Here is a 26477-nt window from a genome sequence, read left to right as displayed (position 1 = left end):
CCCACCGATATCTCAGCCGCTGTTCCGCACCCGCTTGGCCAGAAGCGTGCAGACGAGGCCGGCAATCCCGAAGCCGAGCATCAGCAGCGCCATCCCGAAAGCGCCGCCCGTGCCTGTTGCGAGAATCGCGGCGAGGATCGAGGCGACTGCCCCGAGCCCGATTTGGCAGGCGCCAAGAAGGCCCGCCGCAGCGCCCGCCGCCTCGGGGCGCACGCTGACGCCGCCGGCCGTCGCGGTGGGCAGGACGAGGCCGTTGCCGAGACCGACCAGCATCATCGGCGCGAACAGCGTCATCGGCGACTGCATCCCGGCGCCGATCGCGACCGCGCCGACCACGGCGGCGAAGACCGTCAGCGTGGTGCCCGCGACCATCATCGTCTTGATGCTGAGGCGTTCCGAATAGCGTGCGGTTCCGTAATTGCCGATGACGTAGCCGATCGAGCAGAGGATGAACCAGAAGCCGTAGCCGGCGGGGGTCATGTGCAGCACCTCGACGGCGATGAAGGGCGCGCCGCCGAGAAAGGCGAAGAACACAGCCGAGGTGAGGGCCGATGCGCCCACGTAGATCCAGAAGGCGCTCGATCCCAGGAGGAGCGAGTAGCTGCCGAACTGCGAGAAGAACGGCTTGCCGCGCTCGGCGTTGGTCTCGGACAGGTCGAAGGCGAGCAACCCGACGGTGAGAACGCCGACGCCGCCGAGCAGCCAGAACACGCTACGCCAGCCGAAGGCGGTATCCATCAGTCCGCCGAGAGCGGGGCCGATCATCGGCGCCACCGCAAGTCCCATCGTCACGTAGCCGATCATCGCTGCCGCGCGTTCGCGGCTGTAGACGTCGCGCACGATCGCCCGGGAGAGGGCGATGCCGGTCGCGCTCGCCGACTGCACGATGCGGCCGGCCAGGAACAGTCCCGGTCCCTCGGCGGCCAGGCACATGGCCGTGCCGACAAGGAAGAGCATCATGCCGCCGAGGATCACCGGCCGCCGGCCATAGCGGTCGGACAGCGGGCCCGCGATCAGCTGAATGAGCGCCGTCGCGATCAGATACAACGACAGGCCGAGTCCGATGGTCGCGCCGTCGGCCTGGAGATCCCGTGCGATCGACGTCATCGAAGGAATGAAGATGTTGATCGCCAGCGGCGACAGCGCCGAGGCGATCATCAACGTGACGAGCATCGGACGCCGGGCGATGGCGGTGGTGGTCTGGTCGGTCATGGGGACTTCCCTGCGGGATCGTGCGGCAACGCAGAACGGCTGAAGCGCCCCGGCAGGGGGGCAGCGAACATCATCAATGCACCTGCTGGGTCGGCGGGACCTCGACCACGCCGCGCAGCCGCTCGCGATACAGCGTATAGAGGCCGCTCGCCACCACGATGGCCGCGCCGAGCAGGGTCAGCGGCGCAGGCAGGTCGCCGAATACCAGATAGCCGAGCAGCAGCGCATAGAGCAGGATCGAGTAGCGGAATGGCGCCACGAAACCCATGTCCCCGGTTCGCATCGCCTGGACGATGAAGATGTAGCCGACGGCTATCGCGGCCGCAGCGCAGCAGAGGGTGACGAGGAGCGAGGTGGAGACGGGCTGCCAGCCGCCGGAGAAAGGCAGCAGCAGCCAGCCGACCAGGGAGACCGCTATGGAGGTCACCAGAGCGATGAAGATCGACGGGACCGCCTTGTCCATGCGGCGGGTGGAGAGATCGCGGACCGCGGCAAAGACCACCGAGGCAAGCACGGCGACGGAGTAGATCGTGAACCCCTCCGTGCCGGGCCGCACGATGATCATTACCCCGATGAAGCCGACGGCGATTGCCGTCCAGCGCCGCCAGCCGACCGGTTCGCCGAGGAACAAGGCGGCCCCCAGCGTGACGGTCAGCGGTAGCGCCTGGAAAATGGCCGAGGCGTTGGCGATCGGCATCTGGCCGAGGGCGGTGATATAGGAAAGCGTTGCTAGGATGTCGGCGGCGGTGCGCAGCAGCAGCCGCGGCGACAGCGCCAGCCGCATCGGCCGCAGCGCGCGCAGCTTCCAGGCGAGGATGTAGAGGAACAGCGAAGCCGCAACGCCGCGTATCGCCATGATCTGCGCCGGCGAGACATCCGCCGAGGCGATCTTGACGAATGTGTCGTTGATGACGAAGCCCGCCATGGCCAGCAGCATGAACAGGGCGGCGCGGATGTTGTCGCTGTACAAGGAGGCGGCCAGGGAAAACTGCGGAAGGGACGATCAGTCTCCCTTACGCTCACCCCTGCCGCTTGGCGAGGCCAGAATGCGGTTGCGCGCCGCTCGATCTTTCAAGTCCCGTCCCGGTCCGGGCTTTCGCGGGGCGAGGGGGCGGTCAGCCGCTGGACGGTCCGCGCAGCGACATCGTCACCGGACCGACGAGCGGATCGTAGGTGGCGCGAAGCGCTTCCGGATAGCGGATCGACACGGAATGCACGAGGTCGCCGCGGAAGATGTAGCGCTCGTAGAAGATGCGACCGTCCCGGTAGCCGGACACCACCACCCATCGCCGTCCGGAGCGATCATAGGTGACGTCGTCGACCGAGCCGCGGTCGCGCACCACGGTCCGCGGCGTTTCGCCTTCCTGGCGGGGACGGGCGTAGATGAAGATTTCCGCGCCTTCCGGCGAGGTCCAGCCGAGGCCGTCGCCATTCGTCGGCGCCGGCAACGGGTCCGGAAACAACTCGGCCGGGAAGGTGGCGGTCGTCCCGAAGCGTTCGTTGCGATAGGTCACGTCATCTGCCAGCGCAGGTGCTGCAGCAGTGAAGGCGAGGGCCAGTCCGGCCGCCGCCAGAGACAGTCGTCGATATCCCACGGGATTATCCTCCGGTCACGCTCATGTGCCGTGAGACCGAAGGTTTCCGCGTCGTGCGGTCGATGACGAAGTCATGGCCCTTCGGCTTGCGGCCGATCGCCTCGTCAATGGCATTTGAGAGCAATTCGTTCCCTTCCGAGGCGCGCAGCGGCGCACGAAGGTCGGCGGCATCCTCCTGCCCGAGACACATGAACAGCGTTCCGGTGCAGGTGATGCGGACGCGGTTGCAGCTTTCGCAGAAATTGTGGGTCATCGGCGTGATGAAGCCGAGGCGACCGCCGGTCTCGGCGACTTCCACATAGCGGGCTGGCCCGCCCGTCCGGTAGGGAATATCGCGCAGCGTCCAGCGATCCGCGAGGTCGGCGCGGACCTTGCTGAGCGGCAGATACTGGTCGGTGCGGTCCTCGTCGATCTCGCCCAGCGGCATGGTCTCGATGAGGGTGAAGTCGATACCCTCGCCATGCGCCCACTCGATCATCGAGGGTATCTCGCCTTCGTTGAAGCCTTTCAGCGCAACGGCATTGAGCTTGACGCGGATCCCAACGGCCTGCGCGGCCCTGATCCCTGCCATCACCTTGTCGAGTTCGCCCCAGCGGGTGATCTGGCGGAACTTGTCCGGGTCGAGCGTGTCGAGCGAGACGTTGAGCCGCCTGACGCCGCAATCGGCAAGCTCCGGCGCGAAGCGCGCGAGCTGCGAACCATTGGTGGTCAGCGTCAGCTCTTCCAGCGCGCCACTCTCCAGATGCCGAGACAGCGAGCGGATCAGGTGCATGATGTTCTTGCGCACCAGCGGTTCGCCACCGGTGAGTCGCAGGCGCTTGACGCCCTTCTCGACGAAGCAGCTGGCCAGCCGGTCGAGTTCCTCCAGCGACAGGAGGTCCCGCTTCGGCAGGAACGTCATGTCCTCGGCCATGCAGTAGACACAGCGGAAATCGCAGCGATCGGTGACCGAAACCCGCAGATAGGTGATACTGCGGCCGAACGGATCGATCATTTCCGATCCGAAGGAGGCCGGGGCGACGGGGTCGAGGAGGCGGGTGATATCCATTGCCCCGAATGTGGAAGCCCCGTCACGCCGGGTCAAGCCGCCAACCGCAGTCGCCGACACACAAAGCCGGCACACCGGCGAAAAGCCGAAGCGCATACGAGAGGACCGCATCCGCGATGAACGCATCTGTACCCCCCGAGGAAATCCGCGTCAGCCCCGACCGCCAGACCCTCATCCTGGTCCAGCCGGGCGGCGCTCGGGACGAGCTTTCGGCCGAGATGCTGCGGGTGATGTCGCCGTCGGCGGAGGTGCAGGGCCATTCGCCGGAACAGCGCAAGACGATCGGCGGCAAGCGCGACGTGCGGATCACCGACGTCCGACCGATCGGCCGCTACGCCGTGCGCATCGTGTTCGACGACCGCCACGACAGCGGCATCTATTCCTGGAGCTATCTCGCGGAGCTTGCCCGCGACGCGGCGCAGCGCTGGCAGACCTATCTCGACGAACTGGCAGCGAAGGGGCTGCGGCGGGAGCCGTGAGGGTTTCGTCTGCCCGGTCGTCTGGCGCTGATCAGTAGATCGTCTGGCGCATGCGCTCGGGATAGGCGGCGTCGTAGGCCGCCGCGTCCACTTCGCGGTCGAGCGCGGCGAGGATCTCGCCGGTGCTGGGCAGCTGGCTCCGCTCGATCCGCGACTCGGGCTCCCAGAGACGGGAGCGCGCAAGCGCCTTCTGGCACTGGAAATAGACGCGCTCGACATGCACCCGCAGCACGGAGCGGGGCGCCTTGCCCTGAACGGCGAAGCTCGCCAGCAGTTCTGGATCGACGTCGATCTCCGCCGTTCCGTTGACCCGCAGCGTCTCGCCGACGCCGGGGACCAGGAACAGAAGTGCGACACGCGGGTCCTCGACGACGTTGCGCAGCGTGTCCACCCGGTTGTTGCCGCGCCGGTCGGGTAGCAACAGCGTCCGCTCGTCGGCGACGGTAACGAAGCCGGGCGCGTCGCCGCGCGGCGAGCAGTCGAGGCCGCCCGGACCCGCGCTCGCCACCAGCACGAAGGGCGCGTGCTCGACGAAGGCCCGGTAGTGCGGCGAGAGGTGGTCGATTTCCTTCATCAGCGAACCGCGAACCGGCTCGCCGTAGACGGCCTCGAGATCGGCAAGCGTGCGCAGGAGGGTTGTCGCCATGCTCGGGTCCTCGCGTTTTATGCCGTGTCAGCGCTCGAAGGGCGGCAACGCGTCGAAGGCGCTCTTCAGGGCGTCCGACCAGCCCTCTGAGATCGTCTGGTAATAGGGATCGTTCTTGTCGAAGCGGCGCTTGTAACCGGCCTTCAGGCTGTCCGCCTCGTAGAACTGCATGTCGATCGGCAGGCCGACGGAGAGGTTCGAGCGGATCGTCGAGTCGAAGGAGACCAGCAGCAGCTTGGCGCATTCCTCCAGCGACATCTTCGGATCGTAGGTGCGGATGATGATCGGCCGGCCGTATTTATGCTCGCCGATCTGGAAGAACGGATTGTCGACGCCGGCCTCGATGAAGTTGCCCTGCGGATAGATCAGGAAGATCCGCGGCTTGCCGCCCTTGATCTGGCCGCCGAGGATGAACGAGCCCGAGAACATCGCGTCGGCCGACTGGCCGGCGGGCGTCGTATAGGAGATCACCTCCTTGACGGTCTCGCCGACGAGCTTGGCGGTCTGGAACATCGAGGGCTGGGTGAGGATCGACGGGTTGCGCTCGGCCGGCGCTAGGCCGCGCTCGTCGAGCAGCGAGATCGTCGCCTGTGTCGTCGCGAGGTTACCGGCGCTGAGCAGGCACAGGAAGCGCTCGCCCGGCACTTCCCAGACCTTCATCTTCGACACGACGGAGATATTGTCGACACCGGCATTGGTGCGGCTGTCGGACATGAAGACCAGGCCCTGGTCGACGGAGAGACCGACGCAGTACGTCATCGCTTTTCGATACCCCCGAATCGCGCCGGACTCGCCGCTTCGCGCCGGGGGATCATTAGACGATGCGGCTGAACCCGCAATCGCTGGCGAACCGATTCCCGCGATCTTCACCGCAATCAGGACGATTTGCCTCGGCAAGGCCTGCGAAGAGCAATCCGTTGCGTCAGGGATAGAAGCGGTAGCTCTTGGCGATCTCCACGGCGAGGCGGTTGTTCTCGACGATGAAGCTCTCGAGAAACTCGTGCAGCCCGCCATCGATGATCTCCTGGACCGACGTCTCGGCGAAGCGTCGGTTGAGCCCGGCGGCGGTCAGGTGGCAGGGGTGGTGGGATTCGTGGTTGCGGTTGAGATAGGTCAGGCTCTCTTCCAGCGCCTTGTAGCAATAGGCGAGCGAGCGGGGCATCCGCCGGTTCAGCATCAGGAAGTCGATGATGCTCGTCGCCTGGTAGTCATTGTTGTACTCCCATGCGTAGGAGCGATGCGCCGAGACAGAGCGCAGGATCGAGACCCAGTGGAAATTGTCGAGCGGCGAGCCGACCGAGGAATGCTCGGGCAGCAGCACCCAGTATTTCACGTCGAGGATCCGTGCCGTGTTGTCGGCCCGTTCCACGAAGGACCCGGCATTGCAGAAGTCGAAGATCTCGTTGCGCAGCATGGTGCCATAGAAGGCACCCCGGATCAGCGCCGACTGGCGCTTGACCATGTCCAGCACCGCCGGCAGTTCGCGCTGGCTGACCGGCCCGACCAGGCGCTGCTTCACGATCAGCCAGCTCTCGTTGACGGTTTCCCAGAGGTCGCGGGTGAGGGCGGTGCGCACCATGCGGCCGTTGCTTCGCGCCGTGTCGAAGCAGGAGCGGATGCTCGAAGGATTGTCGCGGTCGCGCAGCAGGAAGTCGATCACCGAGTCGGCGTCGAAATCGTCGTATTTCTCCAGATAGGCGTGCTCGACACCGGCCGAGACCAATACGGATTGCCACTCGTCCGGTTCGGCGGAAAGGTTGGTGAGCGAGATGCGCAGGCCCGCCTCCACCAGGCGCGCCATGTTGTCGGCGCGCTCAATGTAGCGGAACATCCAGAACAGCCCGTTGGCGGTACGTCCGAGAAGAGCCATGATCTAGAGCCTCAGCAGGATGGAATGGTCGGTCGACATCGCGGTCATCGGATCGGCCTCAATCCCGCAGGACCCAGGTGTCCTTGGTGCCGCCACCCTGGCTCGAATTCACCACGAGGGAGCCCTCCTTCAGTGCGACCCGGGTCAGCCCGCCCGGGATGATGTGGATCGTGTCGGAGACGAGGACGAACGGCCTGAGATCGACGTGGCGCGGCGACAATCCCTGGTCGGTCAGGATCGGCACGGTGGACAGCGCCAGCGTCGGCTGGGCGATGTAGTTGCCCGGACGTTCGCGAAGCTTGGCGGCGAACTCCGCGCATTCGGCCTTGGTCGACGCAGGGCCGACCAGCATGCCGTAGCCGCCCGAGCCGTGCACCTCCTTCACCACCAGTTCCGCCAGGTGCTCGAGCACGTAGGCGAGGCTGTCCTCGTCGGCGCAGCGCCAGGTGGGCACGTTCTCCAGCAGCGCCTTGCGGCCGGTATAGAACTCGACGATCTCCGGCATGTAGGAATAGATCGCCTTGTCGTCGGCGATACCCGTCCCCGGGGCATTGGCGATGGTGATGCCGCCATTGCGGTAGACTTCCATGATGCCCGGTATGCCGAGCACCGAGTCCGGCCGGAAGGCCTTCGGATCCAGATAGGCGTCGTCGACCCGGCGATAGAGCACGTCGATCGGCGTGTAACCCTCGGTGGTGCGCATCTGGATGCGTCCGCCGATCTCCCGGACGTCGGAACCCTCGATGAGCTCGACACCCATCTGGTCTGCCAGGAAGGCGTGCTCGTAATAGGCCGAGTTGTGGATGCCGGGGGTGAGCACGGCAACCACCGGCTTGTCCTTGCAGGCGGGCGGCGCGACCGCGGCCAGCGAGCGGCGCAGGTGATGCGGGTAGGTCTCGACCGGTCGCACGCGGTTCTGCGCGAACAGCTCGGGGAACATCTGCATCATCGTCTCGCGGTTCTCGATCATGTACGAGACGCCGGACGGGGTGCGGGCATTGTCCTCGAGCACGTAGAACTCGTTCTCGGCAACCTGGACGATGTCGGTGCCGATGATGTGGGTGTAGACGCCGCCAGGCGGGCGGAATCCCTCCATCTCGGGCAGATAGGCCTCGTTGCCGGTGATCAGGCTCTGCGGCAGCTTGCCGGCCTTGATGATCTCCTGGTCATGGTAGATGTCGTCGAGGAAGGCGTTGAGGGCCTGGACGCGCTGCTCGATGCCTTCGGCCAGACGATCCCACTCCGCCTTGGCGATGATTCGGGGCACGAGATCGAAGGGGATCAGCCGCTCTGCCGCCTCCTCGTCGCCATAGACATTGAAGGTGATACCGGTGCGGCGGAAGAACTCCTCCGCCTCGTGCGCCTTGGCGCCGAGTTCCTCGGTGTTCTGGGCACAGAACCATTCGTGAAAGCGTCGATAGGGCTGACGGACCGTCCCGTCAGCCAGCAGCATGTCGTCGAATGGCTTCACCGTTGTCCCCCAGATCGTTCACTCAGCCTAAAGAGAAAGCGGAGCCCCGGAAAAGCAAGCCTTTCCAAAGAACGGGTTGCCGATTGCCTCGCCATTGCGCAGCCTGGTGCCGCAATTGCCGCGGCTGCAGGCATGTAGCGACCGATCCCCCGTACTCAGGTGCGAACGCCGAGGACGGCCAGGATCCGGAGCGCCTCGGCGAGGTCGTTGCGGGTCGCTGCGGCGGTGAGGCAGATTCGAATTCGGGCGATCGATTTGCGGCCGGCGGCAAACGTGCCGGCGGAAACGACGCCCACCCCGGCGGCCCGGCAGCGCAAGACCATCTCGTCCGGATCGCCCTCGACCTGCAACCATGCGTGCGGGGCCGGCGGCTGGGCGGTCGGCCCGAGCATGGCGAGCATCTGGCGCCAGCGCGCGGCGATCTCCGCACGCTGCCACTCGACGCGCGTCTGGGCGAATCCGTTGTCAATCCAGTTGGAACCGATCAGCATCGAGAAAGGAGCCATCAGCCATGTCGTCAGATGCAGGCTGTCCTGCAGCTTCTCCAGGCTTCGGTCGTCGCCGGCGACGAAGCCGAAGCGCAGGCCCGGAAGCACTGACTGGGACAGGCCGGAGACGATGACGCCGCGGGGACCAAGATCTCGCGACAGGGGCGGCAGGGCGCCCAACGGGCCGTAGACGTCGTCCTCGACCACGGTCAGGTCGTGGCGAACGGCGACAGCCGCCACCGCCCGCCGGCGCTGCTCGCTCATCACGGCCCCGGTTGGGTTCTGCAGGGTGGGCACGAGGATGGCGATCCGCGCGGCCGAGCCTCCGGCTGCAGCGTCCAGACCCTCGGGCGTCACCCCCTCGCCATCCTGCTCCACCGGAACCAGACGGAGGCGCAGCTGCTTGGCCAGGATCTTAATCCCGGGAAAGGTGAACGATTCGACGAGGATCGGGTCGCCGGGACGTGTCTTCTCGAGGAGCAGCGCCTGCAACGCGGCATGTGCCCCTGCGCAGGGAACGATGATCTGTGGTCGCCGCTCCAAGCCTCGCCACGTCAACCAGTCGCCGATGGCGCGGCGGGTCCGCTCGATCAGGCGCGGCGGCGGGTAACCGGCAAGATCCGCATGATCGCGCGGCGTCAGGCCCGCAAGCGCGGCGGCCAACGCTTCATCCCCGGGCGGCGAAGCCGGAACCGCCGTCGACAGATCGTACACCGGCGGCGCGGGTGGTCGCGAAGCGAACATGTTCGCATCGGTGCCCGGCCCGAGAACGTAGGTCCCCCGCCCGACCTCACCGCCGACCAGTCGCTGGCGGGCCGCCTCCTGGTAGGCGCGGCTGACCGTCGAGAGCTTGACGTTGAGGCTCGTCGCCAGTTCGCGCTGCGGCGGAAGGCGATCACCGGCCTGCAGCATGCCGGATGCGATGTCGGTGGCCAGCTGGTCGACGATCTGCCTGAAGCGGATGTTGCCAATTTCGAGTTGCGGCTTCCACATCGAATCAGCGAGCCTGCGACGGAGGGGACGTTACGATGTCATTGCCCAATACATCTTAGAATTTCCAGGGGGATTGTAATCCGTCCATGGGTATCAGCAAGTTCGCTCCGCCGGTCAGGGGGCGGTGTCTGTGCGGTGCGGCCGCGATAACTAAGGGTCACCAGCGGCGTTATTACGAGGTTTTGATCACTGCCTGAAAAGCCGGCGCCCAAGTCGGTCGCGTCGTTTGCTCGGACGAAGGAGGCAAGGCATCGGCGGGGGAAGGACGCAAGGCCGGCGCGTGATGTGCCACGCGGCGGCCGACGCGACGGCGCCGGATCCTCGACGACGAGCCGAGTTTTTTCGATCAGGGCGATACCAGGCGAAGCAGGTGCGCGAGATCCTTGAAGAAGATCTTGATGTGGGCCGCGGGTCGTGCGCGCACAAGCTTCTTGTTCATGTAGGCCTCCCACGTCAGGCGCTGCACGTCCTTGTCGCGGCAGATGGCCACGAAGCGTTCGCGCTGGCGGTCGGAACGGTACCAGAAGGTTTGCATGATGCCGAGGATCCAGAACACGCGTCCGTGCTCCCGCATGAAGACCTTGCGTGCCGTTGAAAGCGCTCTGGCGTCGCCGGTGGCAAGGAATGCGAGGCCGGCCTCGGCGACCATCCTTGCGCTGATCATGGCGTAATAGATGCCTTCCCCCGAGGCTGGCGCCACGACCCCGGCGGCGTCGCCGGCGAGGATCACGTCGCGGCCATTATCCCATCGCCTGAGCGGTTTCAGCGGGATCGGCGCGCCTTCCCGGCGGATCGTCTCCACCCGGTCGAGTCCGGTGGCGGCTCTGAGCCGTGCCACGGCCGGACGCAGACCATAACCCTTTTCGGCGCTACCGGTGCCGATGCTGGCGGTCGCACCGTGCGGGAAGACCCAGCCGTAGAAATCCGGCGAGATCACCCCCTGGTAATACACGTCGCAGCGGCGTGAATCGAAATCGGCCTCGCCCGCGACAGGCGACCGGACGATCTCGTGATAGGCGAAGACGAACTTCATCCGGTCGGCGCCTTTGATGTTCTGCCGGCCGACAGCGGAACGGGCGCCGTCGGCGCCGATCACCAGCCGCGCCGCGATCGCGCCGGACGCTGCATCTTTGGCGAGACCGGGCGCACGGTAGCGCACGACCGCGCCGCCGTCGGCATCCCGCTCGATCTGCTCGAAGGTGCCGGTGAGGCGCCGCGCCCCGGCGGCGGCGGCGCGGACGCGCAGCCACTCGTCGAAATGTTCGCGATCGACCATGCCGACATAGCCGCCGTCCTCGATCGGCATCGGGACGCGCCGTTGCGACGGGGCAACCATCCGGGCCGAGCCGATGCGTGCCACGATCAGTTCGGAAGGGATGTCGAAGTCGCCAACCAGCCGCGGCGGGATCGCCCCGCCGCATGGCTTGATCCGCCCGTCTCGGTCGAGCAGCACGACGGATCGGCCGGCCCGCGCCAGCATCTCCGCGGCGGTTGCCCCCGCGGGCCCGCCGCCGACCACCACGACATCCGCGCTGTCCATACCGCCTCCCGACGTGCTCATGCCGCCACCGCCCGGTCGTTGCCGGCGCTCGCCGCTTTGGGAACCCGGTGCGACCCCGCCACCGATATCGCGCCGAGTGCGAGCGCTGCCGATATGAGGAACAGGATCGCTTCCAGGCCGAAGACGATGCCGTAGGCCGCGTCGGACCGACCGACGATGGCCGTTGCCGCATCGACGAGGACGGTTCCGGCAAAGCCGCCGGCACCGAAGGCAATTGCCTGCGCCGCGCCCCAGAGGCCCATCCGGACGCCCTCCCGGGCCTTCTTGCCGTCCCCGGCGAGCGCCATCATCGACCCGATCGCCGCCACCGCGAAGACGCCGTTGGAAACGCCGAGCGCGAACACCGTCTCATGCAGCGGAAAGCCGTCCGGCGCGCCACTGGCGGTGGCGAGCATTGCCAGGCTGGCGGCGGAGCCGACGCAGCCGAGCACGCAGAAACCGCGCAGGAGCCCGGGAAAGCGGCGCGAGAGAAGGGCGCCGGCGAGGGCCACCAGCACCATGCCGATGACCACGCCGCCGTGCTGGACGCTCGACAAGCGGGTCGTCCCGCCCGGGGTCATGGCGAAGACGAGGCCGGCGAAGGGCTCGAGGATGAGGTCCTGCGCGCTGTAGGCGAGCATCGACACGAAGACGAAGATGGTGAAGCGCCGCGTCTGCCGCTCCCGCCAGACTTCACCGAACGCCTGGCGGAACGCCGGCCTTGCCTGCGGCTCGTTAAGCCGGGCGGCGGGAGAAGCCGGCTCGATGCCTTGCACGGCGGCGACAGCCAGGACCAGGGCCGCGCCGGCCACGACGGCGGTGACGACGACCAACCGCAGCGGCGAGTAGGGATCGAGAAAGCCGCCGGCGGCGCCGGTCGTCACGGCGAAGCCGGCGATCATCATGATCCATATCAGCGTCGCGGCCGGCGCGCGGCGGTCGGGGGCAACGCTGGTGGCGACGAGGGTGAGGAGGTTGGTGCCGGCGGCGCCGACGCCCGCCCCGATCAGCAGGAAAGCGAAGGCCGCGGCCATCGTCCCGGCGAGCGTCGAGACGGACATGAGCGCTGTCGCAGCAGAGGCGCCTACCGTTCCGACCGCCAGCACGACCATGCCGCCGATGATCCAGGGCGTGCGCCGCCGGCCGCCATCGGCGCCGTGGCCGAAGCGGGGTCGCAGCATCTGCACCGCATAATGCAGCGCGACCAACGCGCCGGGTAGCATTGCCGGCAGCGCCAGTTCCACCACCATGACGCGGTTCAACGTTGCCGTGGTCAGCACGACCATCGCGCCCAGTGCCGTCTGGACGAGGGCGAGGCGGACGATCTGCAACCATGACAGCCCCATCGCCTTCAGCCTCCGATCACGCTGCTGACGGCGAAGGCCGCGACCATCATGCCGGCGACATAGAGGCTGGTGCCGGTGGCGTTGTACCAGGGGGCTCGCTCCCGCGGCGCGGCGAGCAACCGGCGCATCAGCACCAGCTGGGCCCCGATCAGTGCGGCCACGGTGAGCGAGTAGATCGGCGCGGACCAGAGGAAGAGCAGCGCCACGACGAGCAGTTGCGGCATCAGCATGACGACGCAGGCGAGGATCGCGGCAGTGGTCACGCCGTATTGCACCGGCAGGGTGCGGACGCCGAGCGCCGTATCGCCTTCCACCGACTTGAAGTCGTTGAGGGTCATGATGCCGTGGGCGCCGATGCTGTAAAGGACGGCCAGCAGGATGATCCCTCCGTCGGGGAGGCCGCCGGCGACCACCGCCGCGCCGGTGAACCAGGCGAGGCCCTCATAGGCGATCGCCACGGCGGCGTTGCCCCACCAGCCGTTGCGCTTGAGGCGGAACGGCGGCGCGCTGTAGGCCCACGCCAGGGCGCAGCCGGCGATCGAAGCCGCCAGCACCCAGGGGCCGAGCAAGGCCGCCACGACGAGGGACAGCCCGGTCCACAGGATGGCCAGATAAAGCCCGGAGCGCCCGGGCATGCGGCCGGAGGGGATCGGCCGCTGCGGTTCGTTGATCGCGTCGACATGCCGGTCGAACCAGTCGTTGACAGCCTGGCTGGCCCCGCAGAGCAGCGGGCCGGACAGGACGATCCCGGCGATGACGATCCAGAAGACTGCGGTCCCGTCGGAGAGCGCCGAGGAGCGGGCCGAGATGGCACCGCAGCCGAATGCCCACATCGGGGCGAACCAGGTGATGGGTTTCAACAGTTCGAGCGCCGCCGAGGCGGTCGGACGCGTCTGCCGGGTTGCGTCGAGGGTCAGGCGGCTCATGACCAGAGGCTATGCGGGCGCCCGCGTTGTGTCAATCAATCTTGACACATCAGTCTCGGCCTACTGACAGGCTGCGCTTACGCTTGCGGCGACGACATGGCCACGCCGCAGCACTCGGCGCTAGTTCGCCGGATCCTCGCCCGCATCGGGGGAGGGGTCGCCGATACCGTAGCGGCGGAGCTTGGAATAGAGGCTCTGGCGGCTAAGGCCGAGCATCTCGGCCGCCGAGGCACGGTTGTTGCGGGTCAGGTCGAGCGCTGCCTCGATGCACAGCTGCTCGATGATGTCGGCGGTCTCGCGGACGATCTCGCGCAGCGGCACCCGTCCGACCAGTCCGGTCATGTCGTTGGCCGAGCGCAAGGGCTGCGTGGCGGAGGCAAGCTGGGGCGCGCGCGCCGCCCGGCGCAGCGAGAAGCCGTAGAATTGCTGGCCGCTCTCCTTCAGGATCGACCCGCTGAGTTCGACGTCGACCGCCCCGCCGTGCTGGGTGTGGAGCACGGTGGAAAAGCTCCGCACGACCCCCTCGGCCTCCACCGCCGTCTTGACCACGGCCATCTCAACGCCGCGCCGGCCGATGATGTCACCCAACGACTTGCCGGTTGCCTGGCGCCCGGTGGCGATCTCGGCAAGATCAAGAAAACTCTCGTTCGCCGCTACGATCTTCAGATCGCTGTCGACCACGACGATCGCGTCCGGCAGCTCGCGCCCAGCCTTGGCTATCAGGTCGTGTGCACCGGGCGACAGGCTGTCGGTGCCGTTGCGTCCGAAGCGGATGGAAAGCCGCGTCGCGCCATGCTGGCGATAGAAACGGGCGGAAATGCCGGTTGCGCTGTCATCATCCCGAAGCGCGAGATCGGCGATCTCGATATCGCCGGAGGCTCGGGCTGCGGCAACGAGCCTGTCGAGGTCCCGGACGCTTCGCTCGGCGAACAGCGATTCAACCGAGGCGCCGGCAATCTGGCGGCCGTCGCTCTCCAGCATCCGCCGCGCCGCCGAATTGGCTTCGAGGATCTTGCCGCTGGCCGCGTCGGCAATGATGATCGGGTCGGAAGAGGTATCGAAGAAGACGCGGTACTGGGACTCGGCATTCTGCAGCCGGGCGTAGTCGCTCTCCATCGCCAGCTGCGTCTCGACCAGCTTCTGCTGCAGGATCGAGATGGTGCGAAGATCGCGGCCGAGGGCAAGACGCGCGCCGTCCCTGGTCAGCGAGAGCATAGCGTAGCTGATCGGCAGGTCCGGACCGCCGGGCATGGGGTGGTTGATCTCGCGGCGCGGCGCCGCCTCGCTCGGGTTGCCGTCGCTGAGCATCCGGCCGACCTTCGCGCGACACTCGACCGTCACGACGTCGGCGAAGGCCTTGCCGATCCAGCTCGCAGGCACGTCGCCGAAAAGCTCCGCATCGCGGACAGCGACGTCGGCGATGACACCCTTGACGTCGATCAGAAGGGCAATGTCGGTCGATGCCGTCACCATGTTGGCGACGAGCGTTGCTTCGAGATTCGCGAAGGATCGGCCCGGGTCCGAGAAGGCGCTGCCGGAATTGGAGTAATTGATTCCCATGTTACCCGCTATCTATGCCAAGTCCCTCCGGGATTGACTGGTAACTGCTCAATGCGCAGTCCCGACGCGGGCACAGCATATCCGCCTTGGCGATGGCTGCAAGCGCATCCGTCTCCACCAGATCCGCACCGTAGCCCTCTAGCGGTTCCTGGGTCGCCTGGAAAGCCCAGCCGCCCAGAAACACCCGCAGGTCGGGAGAAAGGGCGGCGGCGCGCAGCGACGCGACGGATCCGGCCATGCCCTCCAGCATCCGCTCGCTGCCGACGCTGAGGCCGATCGCGTCGAATTGCTGGGTCGCCAGATCATTGTGCAGTTCCTCCCATGTCGCCGCCGGCTCGACAAGCGTCGCCCAGCCGGCCCTGAGGAACATCTCCGCCAGCACGAACAGGCCGAACGTATGCTGCTCGCCCGGGACGGGCGCGAGCAGCAGGCGCCGGGTGCTTCGCTGTGACGTGACGGCGAGTTCGCTCGCCATGCGGCGCATCATCTGTTGCAGATGCGCAGATTTGGTGGTGACGTCGACGAAGCTGAGCCTGTCCTCCTCCCAAAGCACTCCGATCTGCCGGATCGTCGGCGCCATGACGTGAAGAAAGATGTCGTCGAGGTCGAGCCCCTCCTCGACGAGGTCGACCAGAAACTGCCACTGCGCCTCATGGCGATCGGACAGGACGAGACCGACGATCCGGTCGACGTGGGTCCGTCGCCGGAGCGTCGCGACCGCCGCTGACGTGGCGCGCGGCATCCGGTGGGCATCATACAGCCGCGGGATCACCATCGACACGATCGCCTGGGCGAGACGGTTCTCCCAGCCGTTCTCCGGTGGAGACATGGCGCGGGCCCCGGACGGTGAGGGCGAGGGGCGTGTGTCCAATTCAGTTGACGGTAGCGGGCGGCGCGGTCGAGCCGCGGTGAGGTCGCGACCCGGCACATTCTCACGCAGAATCCCGGCCATCGGTTCCTCCCTCCGGCGCATCGATTACTTCGAATTATGGCCGGGTGCCAGCAGTCGTGGCGCCTGACGAAGCTTTTTGTTTTTCCTCCAAATAAATGTCTCTCAATCGCGGGGCGATTGCAACGCCCGGATGACAGTCCGGTGTAAAGTTTTTTGAGCGTCAATTTTACTTGACACATTGCGGCTGCCCACCGCAGACTTCCCCCATGAAGCCGCACCAGCTCACCGTCCGCTTCGATCCGCCGCCGGCTCCAATGAGGTCCGGTGGCCTCTACACGGAAGCGGAGCGGGCGCGGCGGGATGCTTCGGTCTGGACCTTCGTCCAGGGGATCCTCGCGCCGCTGCAGTTCCTCGTCTTCCTCGTCAGCCTGGCGCTGGTGCTGTGGTGTCTCGCGACCGGCGAAGGCGCCTTTGCAGCAGCCGCGTCGGTCGTCGTGAAGACGCTGGTGCTCTACGCGATCATGATCACCGGCTCGATCTGGGAGAAGGTGGTGTTCGGCCGCTATCTCTTCGCCCCGGCGTTCTTCTGGGAGGACGTCGTTTCGATGCTCGTCCTGGCACTGCACACGCTTTACCTCGCCATGCTGCTCCTCGGCCTCGGCACCGTGACGGAACAGCTGGCCGTGGCGCTCGCCGCCTATGCCAGCTACGCGGCCAACGCGACGCAGTTCCTTCTGAAGCTGCGCGCCGCACGGCTGGAACGGCCTTCCTACTCTCCGGTGGCTTCATGAGCCCCGTCGTTCAGCCCGCCGCCCGTCCCGCCCCGGTTGTCGGTTGTGCCGAGCGGCCGGTGCTGCGCGAGCGCGGCCAGCGCGAGGTGTTCTGCGGGCTGACCGGTATCGTCTGGTTGCACCGCAAGATCCAGGATGCCTTCTTCCTCGTCGTTGGCTCGCGAACCTGCGCCCATCTCATCCAGTCGGCCGCCGGGGTTATGATCTTCGCCGAGCCGCGTTTCGCCACCGCCGTCATGGAAGAGCGCGACCTCGCCGGCCTTGCCGACGCCAACGAGGAGCTCGACCGCATCGTCGCAAGGCTGGTCGAGCGGCGGCCGGACATCAAGATGCTCTTCCTCGTCGGCTCGTGCCCCTCCGAGGTCATCAAGCTCGACCTGTCCCGGGCAGCCGCCCGGCTCTCGCAGCGCCATGCGCCGGGTCTGAGGATCCTCAACTATTCCGGCTCCGGCATCGAGACGACCTTCACGCAGGGCGAGGACAAGTGCCTCGCTTCGCTGGTCCCCGAGCTTCCAGCCGTCACGGCCGAGCCGCAGCTGCTCGTCGTCGGCGCGCTCGCCGACGTCGTCGAGGACCAGTTCGCCCGGCTCTTCGCCACGATGGGGATCGACGACGTGCGGTTCCTGCCGCCACGCCAGTCGCGCGACCTGCCGCCGGTCGGGCCGGGGACGCGCTATCTCCTGGCCCAGCCATTCCTCGGCGATACGGCCCGGGCGCTCGACGAGCGTGGCGCGGTGCATCTGCCGGCACCGTTCCCGCTGGGCGCCGAGGGCACGACGAAGTGGCTGAAGGCCGCGGCCGACGCCTTCGGGGTCGACCCGATGCGCTTCCGCTCGGCGACGGCGGCAGCCGAGGCGCGGGCGCAGCAGGCGCTTGCCGCCTATCGCGACCGGCTCGAGGGAAGGCGGATCTTCTTCTTCCCCGACTCGCAGCTGGAGATCCCGCTCGCCCGGATGCTGTCGCGCGAGCTCGGCATGCGCCTGACCGAGATCGGCACGCCGTATCTGCACCGTACCCATCTGGCGGAGGAGCTGGCGCTGCTGCCGGAGGACGTCGTCCTGTCGGAGGGCCAGGACGTCGACCGGCAGCTCGACCGGGCGCGGGCCGAGCGCCCCGACATCACGGTCTGCGGCCTCGGTCTCGCCAATCCGCTCGAGGCGGAGGGGCTGACGACCAAATGGTCGATTGAGCTCCTGTTCACGCCGATCCAGGGCTACGAGCAGGCCGGCGATCTCGCCGCTTTGTTCGCCCGGCCGTTCGATCGGCAGACGCGGCTTCGGGTCTGAGGGAGGCGGCGATGCAACTCACCGTCTGGACCTATGAGGGACCACCGCATGTCGGGGCCATGCGCATCGCCACCGCGATGGAGGGCGTCCACTACGTCCTGCACGCGCCGCAGGGCGACACCTACGCCGACCTCCTGTTCACCATGATCGAGCGGCGCGACAAGCGCCCGCCGGTGACCTACACGACCTTCGAGGCCCGCGATCTCGGATCCGACACGGCGGCGCTGTTCCAAACGACGCTACGCGAGGCCTATGAGCGCTTCCGCCCCGAGGCGATGCTGGTCGGTGCCTCCTGCACCGCCGAGCTGATCCAGGACGATCCGGGCGGCCTCGCCAAGGCAGCCGGCCTGCCGGTGCCGGTGATCGCGCTCGAGCTGCCGTCCTACCAGCGCAAGGAAAACTGGGGCGCGGCGGAGACCTTCTACCAGCTGGTGCGCACGCTTGCCGCGCCGCCCGCTTCGGCGGACGGATCGACGGCTCCGGAACGGCCGGCGCGCCGGCGCCCGCTCTGCAACATCCTCGGGCCGACGGCGCTCGGCTTCCGGCATCGCGACGATCTCGCCGAGATCCGCACGCTGCTCGCCTCCCTCGGCGTCGATGTCGGGGTGGTCGCGCCGCTCGGCGCCTCGCCGGCGGACCTCGCGCGGCTCGGCGAGGCGGATTTCAACGTCGTCCTCTATCCCGAGATTGCCGGCGTCGCCGCAAGGTGGCTGAAGCGGAGCTTCGGCCAGGCATTCACCACGGTCGTGCCCATCGGCGTCGGCGCGACGCAGGAGTTCATCGCAGAAGTCCGGCAATTGGCCGGCATCGATGCCGAAACGTCGCTGCCCGAGACGCGGTTGCCGTGGTTCTCGCGGTCGGTCGATTCCAGCTATCTCACCGGCAAGCGCGTCTTCGTCTTCGGCGACGCGACCCACGCCATCGCCGCCGCACGGATGGTGACCGAGGAGTTCGGCTTTACGCTTGTTGGATTAGGCACTTACTCGCGGGAGTTCGCGCGCGAGGTGAGGGTCGTCGGTGAGGCACATGGCCTCACCGCGCTGATCACCGACGACTATCTCGAGGTCGAGGAAGCGATCGCGGCGCTGCAGCCGGAACTCGTGCTCGGCACGCAGATGGAGCGCCACATCGCCAAGCGGCTCGGGATCGGCTGCGCGGTGATCTCGGCGCCTGTCCACGTCCAGGACTATCCGGCCCGCCACTCGCCGCAGATGGGGTTCGAGGGCGCCAACGTCCTCTGGGACACGTTCGTGCATCCGCTGGTCATGGGGCTCGAGGAGCACCTGCTCGGCATGTTCCGCGACGATTTCGAGTTCAACGACGCGGCGCGCCCGTCGCATCTGGGCGCCGGCGAGCGGGTCGAGGCGGTCGCGCCGGCCGCTGCGCAGGCCGAGGCGGCGACGCTGGAGGCCGCCGGCTGGGGCGAGGACGCCGAGGCCGAGCTCCGCAAGATCCCCTTCTTCGTGCGCGGCAAGGCCCGCCGCAACACCGAACGCTTCGCAGCCGAACGTGGTCTGTCCCGGATCACCGTGGAGACGCTCTATGACGCCAAAGCCCATTTCGGCCGCTGACCCGGCTGCGGCGCGCGGCGGCGACGTCGCCATCCGAATGGTCATCATCACGCTCGACGGCCATGTCGCCGGTGCGGTGGCGGCGGCGCGGCAAAAGCTGCGGCGAGAACTGCCGGGGCTCGACCTCACCGTTCACGCGGCCACCGACTGGGACCGCGATCCGGCGGCTCTCGGCCGCTGCCTCGCCGACATTGCCGCTGCCGACATCGTCTTTGCGGGCATGCTGTTCCTGGAAGATCACATCATGCCCGTGCTGCCGGCGCTGCAGGCGCAGCGCGACCATTGCGACGCCATGGTCTGCGCCATGTCGGGCGCCGAGATCGTCCGGCTCACCAAGCTCGGCAAGTTCGACATGAGTGCCAAGAGCAGTGGCGCGATGTCGCTGCTGAAGCGGCTTCGCGGGTCGCGCAAGACCAAGGGCGAGAGCTCCGGCGCCAAGCAGATGGCGATGCTGCGGCGGCTGCCGAAGATCCTGCGCTTCATCCCGGGCACCGCCCAGGACGTGCGGGCCTATTTCCTGATGCTGCAATACTGGCTGGCGGGATCGGACGAAAACATCGCCAACATGGTGCGATACCTCGTCAACCGCTATGCGGACGGGCCCCGCGCCGTGCTGCGCGACCGGGTGCGCCCGGGCGAGCCACATGTCTATCCGGATGTCGGGCTGTACCATCCGCGGCTGCGCGACCGGATGGCCGTTCGACTGCAGAGCCTGCCGCAATCGGAGGGCGAGGCGGGCACGGTCGGCCTGCTGGTGATGCGCTCCTATGTGCTGTCCGGCGATACCGGGCACTATGACGGGGTGATCGCGGCGCTGGAGGCGCGGGGGTTGCGGGTCATCGCGGCCTATGCCAGCGGGCTGGATTCGCGGCCCGCCATCGACGCCTATTTCAAGCGCGACGGAAAGCCGACCATCGACGCGATGGTCTCGCTGACCGGCTTCTCGTTGGTCGGCGGCCCAGCCTACAACGATGCGCGGGCGGCCGAAGAGGCGTTGGCCGGGCTCGACGTGCCGTTCATCTCGGCGCAAGCGGTCGAGTTCCAGTCGCTGGACGAGTGGCGCGTCTCGCCGGCCGGGCTGACCCCGGTTGAATCGACGATCATGGTAGCGATCCCGGAGATCGACGGCGCAACCGGCACGATGCTGTTCGGCGGGCGCACCGTCATCCCCGGCTCCGACGGGCATCGGGAAATGACCGCCGAGCCGGACCGCGCCGACATGCTGGCGCGCCGGGTCACCAAGCTGATTGCGCTGCGCCGGCGCGCCAAGGCCGAGCGCCGCATCGCCATCACCATCTTCAACTTCCCGCCGAATGCCGGCAGCGTCGGCACCGCCGCCTATCTCTCCGTCTTCGCCTCCCTGTTCAACACGCTGAAGGCGCTGAAGGCCGACGGCTATGACGTCAGGATGCCGGCCAGCGTCGACGCGCTGCGCGAGTCCATCCTCTTCGGCAACGCCGCCCAGTTCGGAGCGCAGGCCAATGTCCATGCCCGCATCCGGGCCGACGACCACGTCCGGCGCGAGCCGCATCTCGCCGAGATCGAGGCGCAGTGGGGACCCGCGCCGGGGCGCCAGCAATCGGACGGCGCGTCGATCTTCGTGCTCGGCCACGGCTTCGGCAACGTATTCGTCGGGGTGCAGCCGGCCTTCGGCTACGAGGGCGATCCGATGCGGCTCCTGTTCGAGAAGAGCTTCGCGCCGACGCACGCCTTCTCGGCCTATTACCGCTGGCTGCGCGAGGAATTCCGCGCCGATGCGGTCCTGCATTTCGGCACCCACGGCGCGCTGGAGTTCATGCCGGGCAAGCAGGTGGGCCTGTCCTCGGCCTGCTGGCCGGACCGGCTGATCCAGGACCTGCCGAACATCTATCTCTACGCCGCCAACAATCCGTCGGAAGGCACGATCGCCAAGCGCCGCGCCGCCGCGACGCTGGTGTCGCACCTGACGCCGCCGGTCTCGCATGCCGGACTCTATCGCGGCCTCGTCGACCTCAAGGCGACGATCGAGCGCTGGCGCCAGACCGCGCCCGACGCCGCCGCCGAGCGGCTGAGCCTCGCCGAGACGATCGGCGCGCAGGCGGTCGAACTCGATCTCCTGAAGGCCGGCGCCGACGGCGAGGCCGAACCCTTCGATGTCGAGGCGCTGCGGCTGGCCGTCACCGAGCTTGAGACGACGCTGATCCCGCACGGGCTGCATGTGGTCGGGGAGACGGTCACCGATGCCGAGCGGCTCGACCTGCTGTCGGCGGTCGCCGAGATGGCGCTCGGGGCCGAGCCGAACCGTGCCGCGCTCGAGCTGCTGTCTGCCGGCGACGAGGGCGCGGCGCTTGCTGCTTGCCTCAAGACCGATGGCACCGAGCCGATCCTCGCCGCGAACACCATCGCCTCTCTCATCCGACTAGACACTGATCTGCGTTGTGACACCGAGCTGACGGCTTTGCTTGCTGCATTGGACGGGCGGTTCATCCGGCCGGTCGCGGGCGGCGACCTCCTGCGCTCGCCGCAGATCGTGCCGACCGGGCGGAACGTCCACGGCTTCGATCCCTTCCGCATTCCCAGCGCCTTCGCCGTCGCCGACGGCCGCCGGCAGGCGGATCGGATCCTCTCTCGCCACGCCGCCAGCGGCCACGCGCTGCCGGAGAAGATTGCGATCGTCCTGTGGGGCACCGACAATTTGAAGAGCGAGGGCAGCCCGCTCGCCCAGGCGCTGGCCCTGATGGGCGCGACGCCGCGCTATGACGGCTTCGGCCGGCTCGCAGGCGCCGACCTTGTGCCGCTGGAGGTTCTGGGCCGGCCGCGGATCGACGTCTTGATCACCCTGTCCGGCATTTTCCGCGACCTCCTGCCGCTGCAGTCCAAGCTCTTGGCGGAAGCGGCCTTCCTCGCTGCCTCGGCGGACGAGCCGCTGGAGCAGAACTTCGTGCGCAAGCACGCGCTCGCCTATGCCGAAGAGACCGGCTGCGATTTCGAGACCGCGGCGCTCCGGGTGTTCTCCAATGCGGACGGCGCCTACGGGTCGAACGTCAACTTGCTGGTCGATTCCGGCGCCTGGTCGGAGGAGGGCGAGCTTGCCGCCGCCTACACCCGCCGCAAGTGCTTCGCGGTCGACCGCAAGGGCCGGACCGGCGAGCAGGCGGCGCTGCTGAAGGCGTCCTTCGCCCGGGTCGAGATGACCTACCAGAACCTCGAATCGGTGGAACTCGGCGTCACCACGATCGACCATTATTTCGATACGCTCGGCGGCATCAGCCGCGCGGCTTCGGAGGCCCGCGGAAGCACCGTCCCCGTCTATATCGGCGATCAGACCCGCGGCGAGGGCAAGGTCCGCAGCCTCGAGGAGCAGGTGGCGCTCGAGACTCGCACGCGGACGCTCAACCCCAAATGGGTCGAGGCGATGCTCGCCCATGGCTACGAGGGCGTCCGCCAGATCGAGAGCCACGTGACCAACACGCTCGGCTGGTCGGCGACGACCGGCCAGGTCAGCCCCTGGGTCTACAAGCGGCTTGCCGAGACCTTCGTGCTCGACCCCGCCATGCGCGAGCGCCTCGCGGCGCTCAACCCGACGGCGTCGGCCCGGATGGTAGACCGCCTGATCGAGGCGCAGGAGCGCCGCTACTGGCTGCCCAGCGACGCCGAACTCGACGCGCTCAGGGAAGCCGGCGACGAACTCGAGGATCGGCTCGAGGGCATCAAACCCATGGAGGCGGCGGCATGAGCGCGCTGAAGACGACCCTGCCGCTGCCGAATGCGCTCCACCGCCGCGAGGACGGCGAGGGCAGCGTCCAGGTGCGGATGGAGAGCAGCCTGAAGATCGAGGGCGCCCTCGTCTTCGCGATCTACGGCAAGGGCGGGATCGGCAAGTCGACGACCTCGTCGAACCTGTCGGTGGCGTTCTCCAAGCTCGGCAAACGGGTGCTGCAGATCGGCTGCGACCCCAAGCACGATTCCACCTTCACCCTGACCAAGCGGCTACAGCCGACGGTCATCGACGTACTGGAGTCGGTGAACTTTCATGCCGAGGAGCTGCAGCCGGAGGACTTCGTCTTCGAGGGCTACAACGGCGTGATGTGCGTCGAGGCGGGCGGGCCGCCCGCCGGCACCGGCTGCGGCGGCTACGTCGTCGGCCAGACGGTGAAGCTCCTGAAGGAGCATCACCTGCTGGAGGACACCGACGTCGTGATCTTCGACGTGCTCGGCGACGTCGTCTGCGGCGGCTTCGCCGCGCCGCTCCAGCATGCCGACCGCGCCCTCGTCGTCACTGCCAACGATTTCGACTCGATCTTCGCGATGAACCGGATCGTCGCGGCGATCCAGGCGAAGGCCAAGAACTACGACGTCCGGCTCGGCGGCGTCATCGCCAACCGTTCGGCGAACACCGACGAGATCGACCGCTTCAATGCCGCCGCCGGGCTGCAGCGGGTGGCGCATTTCCCTGATCTCGACGTCATCCGCAAGAGCCGGCTGAAGAAGTCCACCTTGTTCGAGATGGAGGCCTCGCCGGAGCTCGAGGCGGTTCAGAACGAATATCTGCGCCTTGCCGCCTCGCTCTATGCGGGCGTCGCGCCGATGGACGGTCGCGCCATGAAGGATCGCGACATCTTCGATTTCCTGGGGTTCGAATGACCGGCGTGGCGACATACGAGACGCGGCGCGGCGAGATCGAAACCTATTTCGATCGCACCGCCGCCGAGACGTGGAAGCGGCTGACCTCGGACGCGCCGCTGGGCCGCATCCGCGCCAGCGTGCGGGCCGGGCGGGACGCGATGCGCGAGGCGCTCTTGGCGATGCTGCCGGCGGACCTTTCCGGCCGCCGCATCCTCGATGCCGGCTGTGGCACCGGCGCCCTGTCCATCGAAGCGGCGCGGCGCGGTGCGGACGTGGTGGCGATCGACCTGTCGCCGACGCTGGTCGCCCATGCCGCAGCGCAGGCGGCGGAAGCCGGTCTCGGCGGCCGCATCCGCTTCATCGCCGGCGACATGCTGGACGGGGCGCTCGGCCGCTTCGACCACGTCGTGCTGATGGACTCGCTGATCCACTACGACGCCCCCGACGCCGTCGCGTCGCTCGCCACTTTGGCGATGCGCACGGACGGATCGATCGTCTTCACCGTCGCCCCGAAGACGCCGGCGCTGACCTTGATGCACATGGCCGGGCGGCTGTTCCCCCGCGCCGACCGGGCGCCGTCGATCGTGCCCGTGGAGGCCGGCCGGCTGGCCGCCGGGATCGAGGCGCATCCGGCGCTGGCGGGCTGGGATGTCGGCCGGGACGCACGGATCACCAGTCTCTTCTACAAGAGCCATGCGCGGGAGCTCGTCCGGGCATGACCGAGATCGTCCGCAACCGCTTCGAATTCGGCGCCTTCACCCGGGCGCTGATGCCGTTCGCCGATGCGGCGGCGACGGACCTGCCGCTCGGTCGGCTGTTGCGGTTGTCGCTGTTCCAGGTCTCGGTCGGCCTGACGCTGGTGCTGCTCGGCGGCACGCTGAACCGCGTGATGGCGGTCGAGCTCGGCATTCCGCTGTCGGTGATCGCGGTGGCCATGGCGCTGCCGCTGATCTCCGCCCCGGCGCGGGCGCTGATCGGCTTCAAGTCGGACAACCACCGGTCCTATCTCGGCTGGCGGCGGGTGCCGTATATCTGGTTCGGGTCGCTGATACAGTTCGGCGGCCTGACGCTCATGCCCGTCTCGCTGCTGATCATCGCCGAGGACATGCCGGGCACCGACGGTTTCGGCGAAGCCGGCATGGCGCTGGCCTTCCTGATGGTCGGTGCCGGCATGCACACGGTGCAGACGGCGGGTCTGGCGCTGGCGATGGATCTGGCGCCGCCCGAGAAGCGGCCCCGCGTCGTCGCCATGCTCTATACGACGCTGCTGCTCGGCATGTTCGTCGGCGCCGTGGTGATCGGCCAGTTGCTGGCGGATTTCACACCGCTCCGCCTCATCCAGATCCTCAACTGGTCGGCGATCATCACCTGCGCGCTGACCGCCATCGCGATCTGGAAGCAGGAGCCGCGGCGGCGCGACATCGGGCCGGATACCGCGCCGCCCGAAAAGCCGAAGCTGCGCGAGGCGATCGCCTCGCTCGCCGCCGAGCCGGGCCTGATGCGGCTATTGGTGACGCTGGCCTTCGGCACGGCGGCCTTCGGGATGCAGGACATCCTGCTCGAGCCCTATGGCGGCGAGGTGCTCGGCATGCGGGTCGGCTCGACGACGCTGCTGACGGCGCTGTTCGCGGCCGGCAGCTTCGCCGGCTATCTCGTTGCCGCGCGAGTTCTTGCCCGCGGTGGCAACGTCTATGTCGTCGCCGCCGTCGGCCTGATGCTCGGGCTGCCGGGCTTCTCCGCCGTCATCCTCTCGGCGCCGTTCGGCTCGGTCGGCCTGTTCTGCGCCGGCACCGCCGGGATCGGTCTCGGCGCCGGCCTGTTCTCGGTGTCGATGCTGATCGCCGCGATGGGCATCGCCGGCGAGGGCCGCAGCGGCCTCGTGCTCGGCGCCTGGGGCGCCGTCCAGGCTATGGCCCTCGGCCTTGCCGTCGCCTTTGGCGGTTTCCTGCGCGACGGTGTCGGCCTGCTCGCCGATGCGGGCTGGCTCGGCGCCGCCTTCAGCGGACCGGCCGCCGCCTACGGCGTCGTCTACCATTTCGAGATTGGCCTGCTGTTCCTAACGCTTGCCGCGCTGGGTCCGCTGGTCGTTCCGGCCCGGGTCAAGCCGCGGCCGGCCCCGTCGCCCGGCTTCGGCCTGGCCGACCTGCCCAACTGAACC

The 26477-nt window shown here is 67.8% G+C and carries 22 protein-coding genes; 8 read left to right on the top strand and 14 right to left on the bottom strand.

Translation table 11 applies throughout. From position 1 onward, the window contains the following. Window positions 1-12: 12 nt before the first annotated feature. The 4 genes from GGR03_RS05010 to moaA all read right to left on the bottom strand — a co-directional run bounded on the left by GGR03_RS05010 (window position 13) and on the right by moaA (window position 3855). Window positions 13-1212 carry a multidrug effflux MFS transporter gene (locus GGR03_RS05010; RefSeq protein ID WP_246367587.1) on the bottom strand — a complete coding sequence of 400 codons (1200 nt, stop codon included), beginning with the start codon at window positions 1210-1212 and terminating at the stop codon, window positions 13-15. A 73-nt stretch (window positions 1213-1285) separates the two neighbouring features. Further along, entirely contained in the window at window positions 1286-2149 is an 864-nt protein-coding gene (locus GGR03_RS05005; RefSeq protein ID WP_183207034.1) for a DMT family transporter, read from the bottom strand. Window positions 2150-2327: 178 nt separating this feature from the next. Then, window positions 2328-2807 (bottom strand): hypothetical protein, encoded by a 480-nt coding sequence (locus tag GGR03_RS05000; RefSeq protein ID WP_183206417.1) that lies wholly within the window; start codon window positions 2805-2807, stop codon window positions 2328-2330. Between the two features lie 4 nt (window positions 2808-2811). Further along, window positions 2812-3855, bottom strand: coding sequence for a GTP 3',8-cyclase MoaA (moaA, locus tag GGR03_RS04995; protein WP_246367586.1), 1044 nt, complete (start codon window positions 3853-3855; stop codon window positions 2812-2814). Window positions 3856-3971: 116 nt separating this feature from the next. Here moaA and GGR03_RS04990 point away from each other — a divergent pair, with 116 nt between their 5' ends. After that, the gene (locus tag GGR03_RS04990) at window positions 3972-4334 is read left to right on the top strand and encodes a gamma-butyrobetaine hydroxylase family protein (RefSeq protein WP_183206416.1); all 363 of its coding nucleotides are present in this window, start codon (window positions 3972-3974) and stop codon (window positions 4332-4334) included. A gap of 31 nt (window positions 4335-4365) precedes the next feature. On the opposite strand, the gene GGR03_RS04985 is transcribed toward GGR03_RS04990, so the two are convergent. From GGR03_RS04985 to GGR03_RS04940, 10 genes are all read right to left on the bottom strand, one after another. Next, window positions 4366-4980 (bottom strand): pyridoxamine 5'-phosphate oxidase family protein, encoded by a 615-nt coding sequence (locus tag GGR03_RS04985; protein WP_183206415.1) that lies wholly within the window; start codon window positions 4978-4980, stop codon window positions 4366-4368. A gap of 27 nt (window positions 4981-5007) precedes the next feature. After that, window positions 5008-5739 carry a proteasome-type protease gene (locus tag GGR03_RS04980; RefSeq protein ID WP_183206414.1) on the bottom strand — a complete coding sequence of 244 codons (732 nt, stop codon included), beginning with the start codon at window positions 5737-5739 and terminating at the stop codon, window positions 5008-5010. A 163-nt stretch (window positions 5740-5902) separates the two neighbouring features. Continuing rightward, window positions 5903-6850, bottom strand: coding sequence for an alpha-E domain-containing protein (locus GGR03_RS04975; RefSeq protein WP_183206413.1), 948 nt, complete (start codon window positions 6848-6850; stop codon window positions 5903-5905). A gap of 58 nt (window positions 6851-6908) precedes the next feature. Further along, window positions 6909-8303, bottom strand: a complete 1395-nt coding sequence (locus GGR03_RS04970; RefSeq protein WP_210292039.1) for a circularly permuted type 2 ATP-grasp protein — start codon at window positions 8301-8303, stop codon at window positions 6909-6911. A 173-nt stretch (window positions 8304-8476) separates the two neighbouring features. Next, a complete protein-coding gene (locus GGR03_RS04965) occupies window positions 8477-9802 on the bottom strand; it encodes an aminotransferase-like domain-containing protein (protein ID WP_183206411.1) in 1326 nt (441 codons plus the stop codon). Between the two features lie 346 nt (window positions 9803-10148). Continuing rightward, window positions 10149-11342: a geranylgeranyl diphosphate reductase gene (locus tag GGR03_RS04960; RefSeq protein ID WP_183206410.1), complete on the bottom strand. Its 1194-nt coding sequence runs from the start codon at window positions 11340-11342 to the stop codon at window positions 10149-10151. 17 nt (window positions 11343-11359) lie between these two features. Further along, window positions 11360-12688 (bottom strand): BCD family MFS transporter, encoded by a 1329-nt coding sequence (locus GGR03_RS04955; RefSeq protein ID WP_183206409.1) that lies wholly within the window; start codon window positions 12686-12688, stop codon window positions 11360-11362. Window positions 12689-12693: 5 nt separating this feature from the next. Then, entirely contained in the window at window positions 12694-13614 is a 921-nt protein-coding gene (chlG, locus tag GGR03_RS04950; RefSeq protein WP_183206408.1) for a chlorophyll synthase ChlG, read from the bottom strand. A 120-nt stretch (window positions 13615-13734) separates the two neighbouring features. Further along, a complete protein-coding gene (gene ppsR, locus GGR03_RS04945) occupies window positions 13735-15174 on the bottom strand; it encodes a transcriptional regulator PpsR (protein WP_183206407.1) in 1440 nt (479 codons plus the stop codon). Between the two features lies 1 nt (window position 15175). Continuing rightward, window positions 15176-16003: a cobalamin B12-binding domain-containing protein gene (locus GGR03_RS04940; RefSeq protein ID WP_183206406.1), complete on the bottom strand. Its 828-nt coding sequence runs from the start codon at window positions 16001-16003 to the stop codon at window positions 15176-15178. A 377-nt stretch (window positions 16004-16380) separates the two neighbouring features. On the opposite strand from GGR03_RS04940, the gene bchF reads away from it, so the two are divergent. Genes bchF through GGR03_RS04905 form a run of 7 tightly spaced genes read left to right on the top strand, consistent with a single transcriptional unit; the run spans window position 16381 to window position 26474 of the window. Then, window positions 16381-16857: a 2-vinyl bacteriochlorophyllide hydratase gene (gene bchF, locus GGR03_RS04935; protein WP_183207032.1), complete on the top strand. Its 477-nt coding sequence runs from the start codon at window positions 16381-16383 to the stop codon at window positions 16855-16857. Next, on the top strand, window positions 16854-18143 hold the full coding sequence (locus GGR03_RS04930; protein ID WP_183206405.1) for a ferredoxin:protochlorophyllide reductase (ATP-dependent) subunit N: 1290 nt from the start codon (window positions 16854-16856) through the stop codon (window positions 18141-18143). The genes bchF and GGR03_RS04930 overlap by 4 nt, the downstream gene beginning before the upstream one ends. A gap of 11 nt (window positions 18144-18154) precedes the next feature. Next, entirely contained in the window at window positions 18155-19714 is a 1560-nt protein-coding gene (bchB, locus tag GGR03_RS04925) for a ferredoxin:protochlorophyllide reductase (ATP-dependent) subunit B (protein ID WP_183206404.1), read from the top strand. Beyond that, window positions 19686-23429, top strand: a complete 3744-nt coding sequence (locus tag GGR03_RS04920; RefSeq protein WP_183206403.1) for a magnesium chelatase subunit H — start codon at window positions 19686-19688, stop codon at window positions 23427-23429. Before bchB ends, GGR03_RS04920 begins: the two co-directional genes overlap by 29 nt. Beyond that, a complete protein-coding gene (gene bchL, locus GGR03_RS04915; RefSeq protein ID WP_183206402.1) occupies window positions 23426-24337 on the top strand; it encodes a ferredoxin:protochlorophyllide reductase (ATP-dependent) iron-sulfur ATP-binding protein in 912 nt (303 codons plus the stop codon). Before GGR03_RS04920 ends, bchL begins: the two co-directional genes overlap by 4 nt. Further along, complete coding sequence (gene bchM / locus GGR03_RS04910; RefSeq protein ID WP_183206401.1) at window positions 24334-25038, top strand: magnesium protoporphyrin IX methyltransferase; 705 nt, start codon at window positions 24334-24336, stop codon at window positions 25036-25038. The genes bchL and bchM overlap by 4 nt, the downstream gene beginning before the upstream one ends. Further along, the gene (locus tag GGR03_RS04905) at window positions 25035-26474 is read left to right on the top strand and encodes a BCD family MFS transporter (RefSeq protein ID WP_183206400.1); all 1440 of its coding nucleotides are present in this window, start codon (window positions 25035-25037) and stop codon (window positions 26472-26474) included. Before bchM ends, GGR03_RS04905 begins: the two co-directional genes overlap by 4 nt. Window positions 26475-26477 lie beyond the last annotated feature (3 nt).

The organism is Aurantimonas endophytica, assembly GCF_014196845.1.
Taxonomy (GTDB): domain Bacteria; phylum Pseudomonadota; class Alphaproteobacteria; order Rhizobiales; family Rhizobiaceae; genus Aurantimonas; species Aurantimonas endophytica.
The sequence above is the reverse complement of the archived record's forward strand: the minus strand, read 5'-3'. Positions and strand labels throughout refer to the sequence as shown.

What these genes read in the sequence shown, in the direction of transcription:
- bchM (WP_183206401.1), top strand. Translation starts at nt 24,334, where the DNA reads ATGACCGGCGTGGCGACATACGAGACGCGGCGCGGCGAGATCGAAACC.
- GGR03_RS05005 (WP_183207034.1), bottom strand. Translation starts at nt 2,149, where the DNA reads ATGCTGCTGGCCATGGCGGGCTTCGTCATCAACGACACATTCGTCAAG.
- GGR03_RS04930 (WP_183206405.1), top strand. Translation starts at nt 16,854, where the DNA reads ATGAGCCCCGTCGTTCAGCCCGCCGCCCGTCCCGCCCCGGTTGTCGGT.
- GGR03_RS04990 (WP_183206416.1), top strand. Translation starts at nt 3,972, where the DNA reads ATGAACGCATCTGTACCCCCCGAGGAAATCCGCGTCAGCCCCGACCGC.
- GGR03_RS04975 (WP_183206413.1), bottom strand. Translation starts at nt 6,850, where the DNA reads ATGGCTCTTCTCGGACGTACCGCCAACGGGCTGTTCTGGATGTTCCGC.
- GGR03_RS04980 (WP_183206414.1), bottom strand. Translation starts at nt 5,739, where the DNA reads ATGACGTACTGCGTCGGTCTCTCCGTCGACCAGGGCCTGGTCTTCATG.
- bchL (WP_183206402.1), top strand. Translation starts at nt 23,426, where the DNA reads ATGAGCGCGCTGAAGACGACCCTGCCGCTGCCGAATGCGCTCCACCGC.
- GGR03_RS04940 (WP_183206406.1), bottom strand. Translation starts at nt 16,003, where the DNA reads ATGTCTCCACCGGAGAACGGCTGGGAGAACCGTCTCGCCCAGGCGATC.
- GGR03_RS04965 (WP_183206411.1), bottom strand. Translation starts at nt 9,802, where the DNA reads ATGTGGAAGCCGCAACTCGAAATTGGCAACATCCGCTTCAGGCAGATC.
- GGR03_RS04920 (WP_183206403.1), top strand. Translation starts at nt 19,686, where the DNA reads ATGACGCCAAAGCCCATTTCGGCCGCTGACCCGGCTGCGGCGCGCGGC.
- moaA (WP_246367586.1), bottom strand. Translation starts at nt 3,855, where the DNA reads ATGGATATCACCCGCCTCCTCGACCCCGTCGCCCCGGCCTCCTTCGGA.
- GGR03_RS04955 (WP_183206409.1), bottom strand. Translation starts at nt 12,688, where the DNA reads ATGGGGCTGTCATGGTTGCAGATCGTCCGCCTCGCCCTCGTCCAGACG.
- chlG (WP_183206408.1), bottom strand. Translation starts at nt 13,614, where the DNA reads ATGAGCCGCCTGACCCTCGACGCAACCCGGCAGACGCGTCCGACCGCC.
- GGR03_RS04960 (WP_183206410.1), bottom strand. Translation starts at nt 11,342, where the DNA reads ATGGACAGCGCGGATGTCGTGGTGGTCGGCGGCGGGCCCGCGGGGGCA.
- GGR03_RS04970 (WP_210292039.1), bottom strand. Translation starts at nt 8,303, where the DNA reads ATGCTGCTGGCTGACGGGACGGTCCGTCAGCCCTATCGACGCTTTCAC.
- bchF (WP_183207032.1), top strand. Translation starts at nt 16,381, where the DNA reads ATGAGGTCCGGTGGCCTCTACACGGAAGCGGAGCGGGCGCGGCGGGAT.
- ppsR (WP_183206407.1), bottom strand. Translation starts at nt 15,174, where the DNA reads ATGGGAATCAATTACTCCAATTCCGGCAGCGCCTTCTCGGACCCGGGC.
- bchB (WP_183206404.1), top strand. Translation starts at nt 18,155, where the DNA reads ATGCAACTCACCGTCTGGACCTATGAGGGACCACCGCATGTCGGGGCC.
- GGR03_RS05010 (WP_246367587.1), bottom strand. Translation starts at nt 1,212, where the DNA reads ATGACCGACCAGACCACCACCGCCATCGCCCGGCGTCCGATGCTCGTC.
- GGR03_RS04905 (WP_183206400.1), top strand. Translation starts at nt 25,035, where the DNA reads ATGACCGAGATCGTCCGCAACCGCTTCGAATTCGGCGCCTTCACCCGG.
- GGR03_RS04985 (WP_183206415.1), bottom strand. Translation starts at nt 4,980, where the DNA reads ATGGCGACAACCCTCCTGCGCACGCTTGCCGATCTCGAGGCCGTCTAC.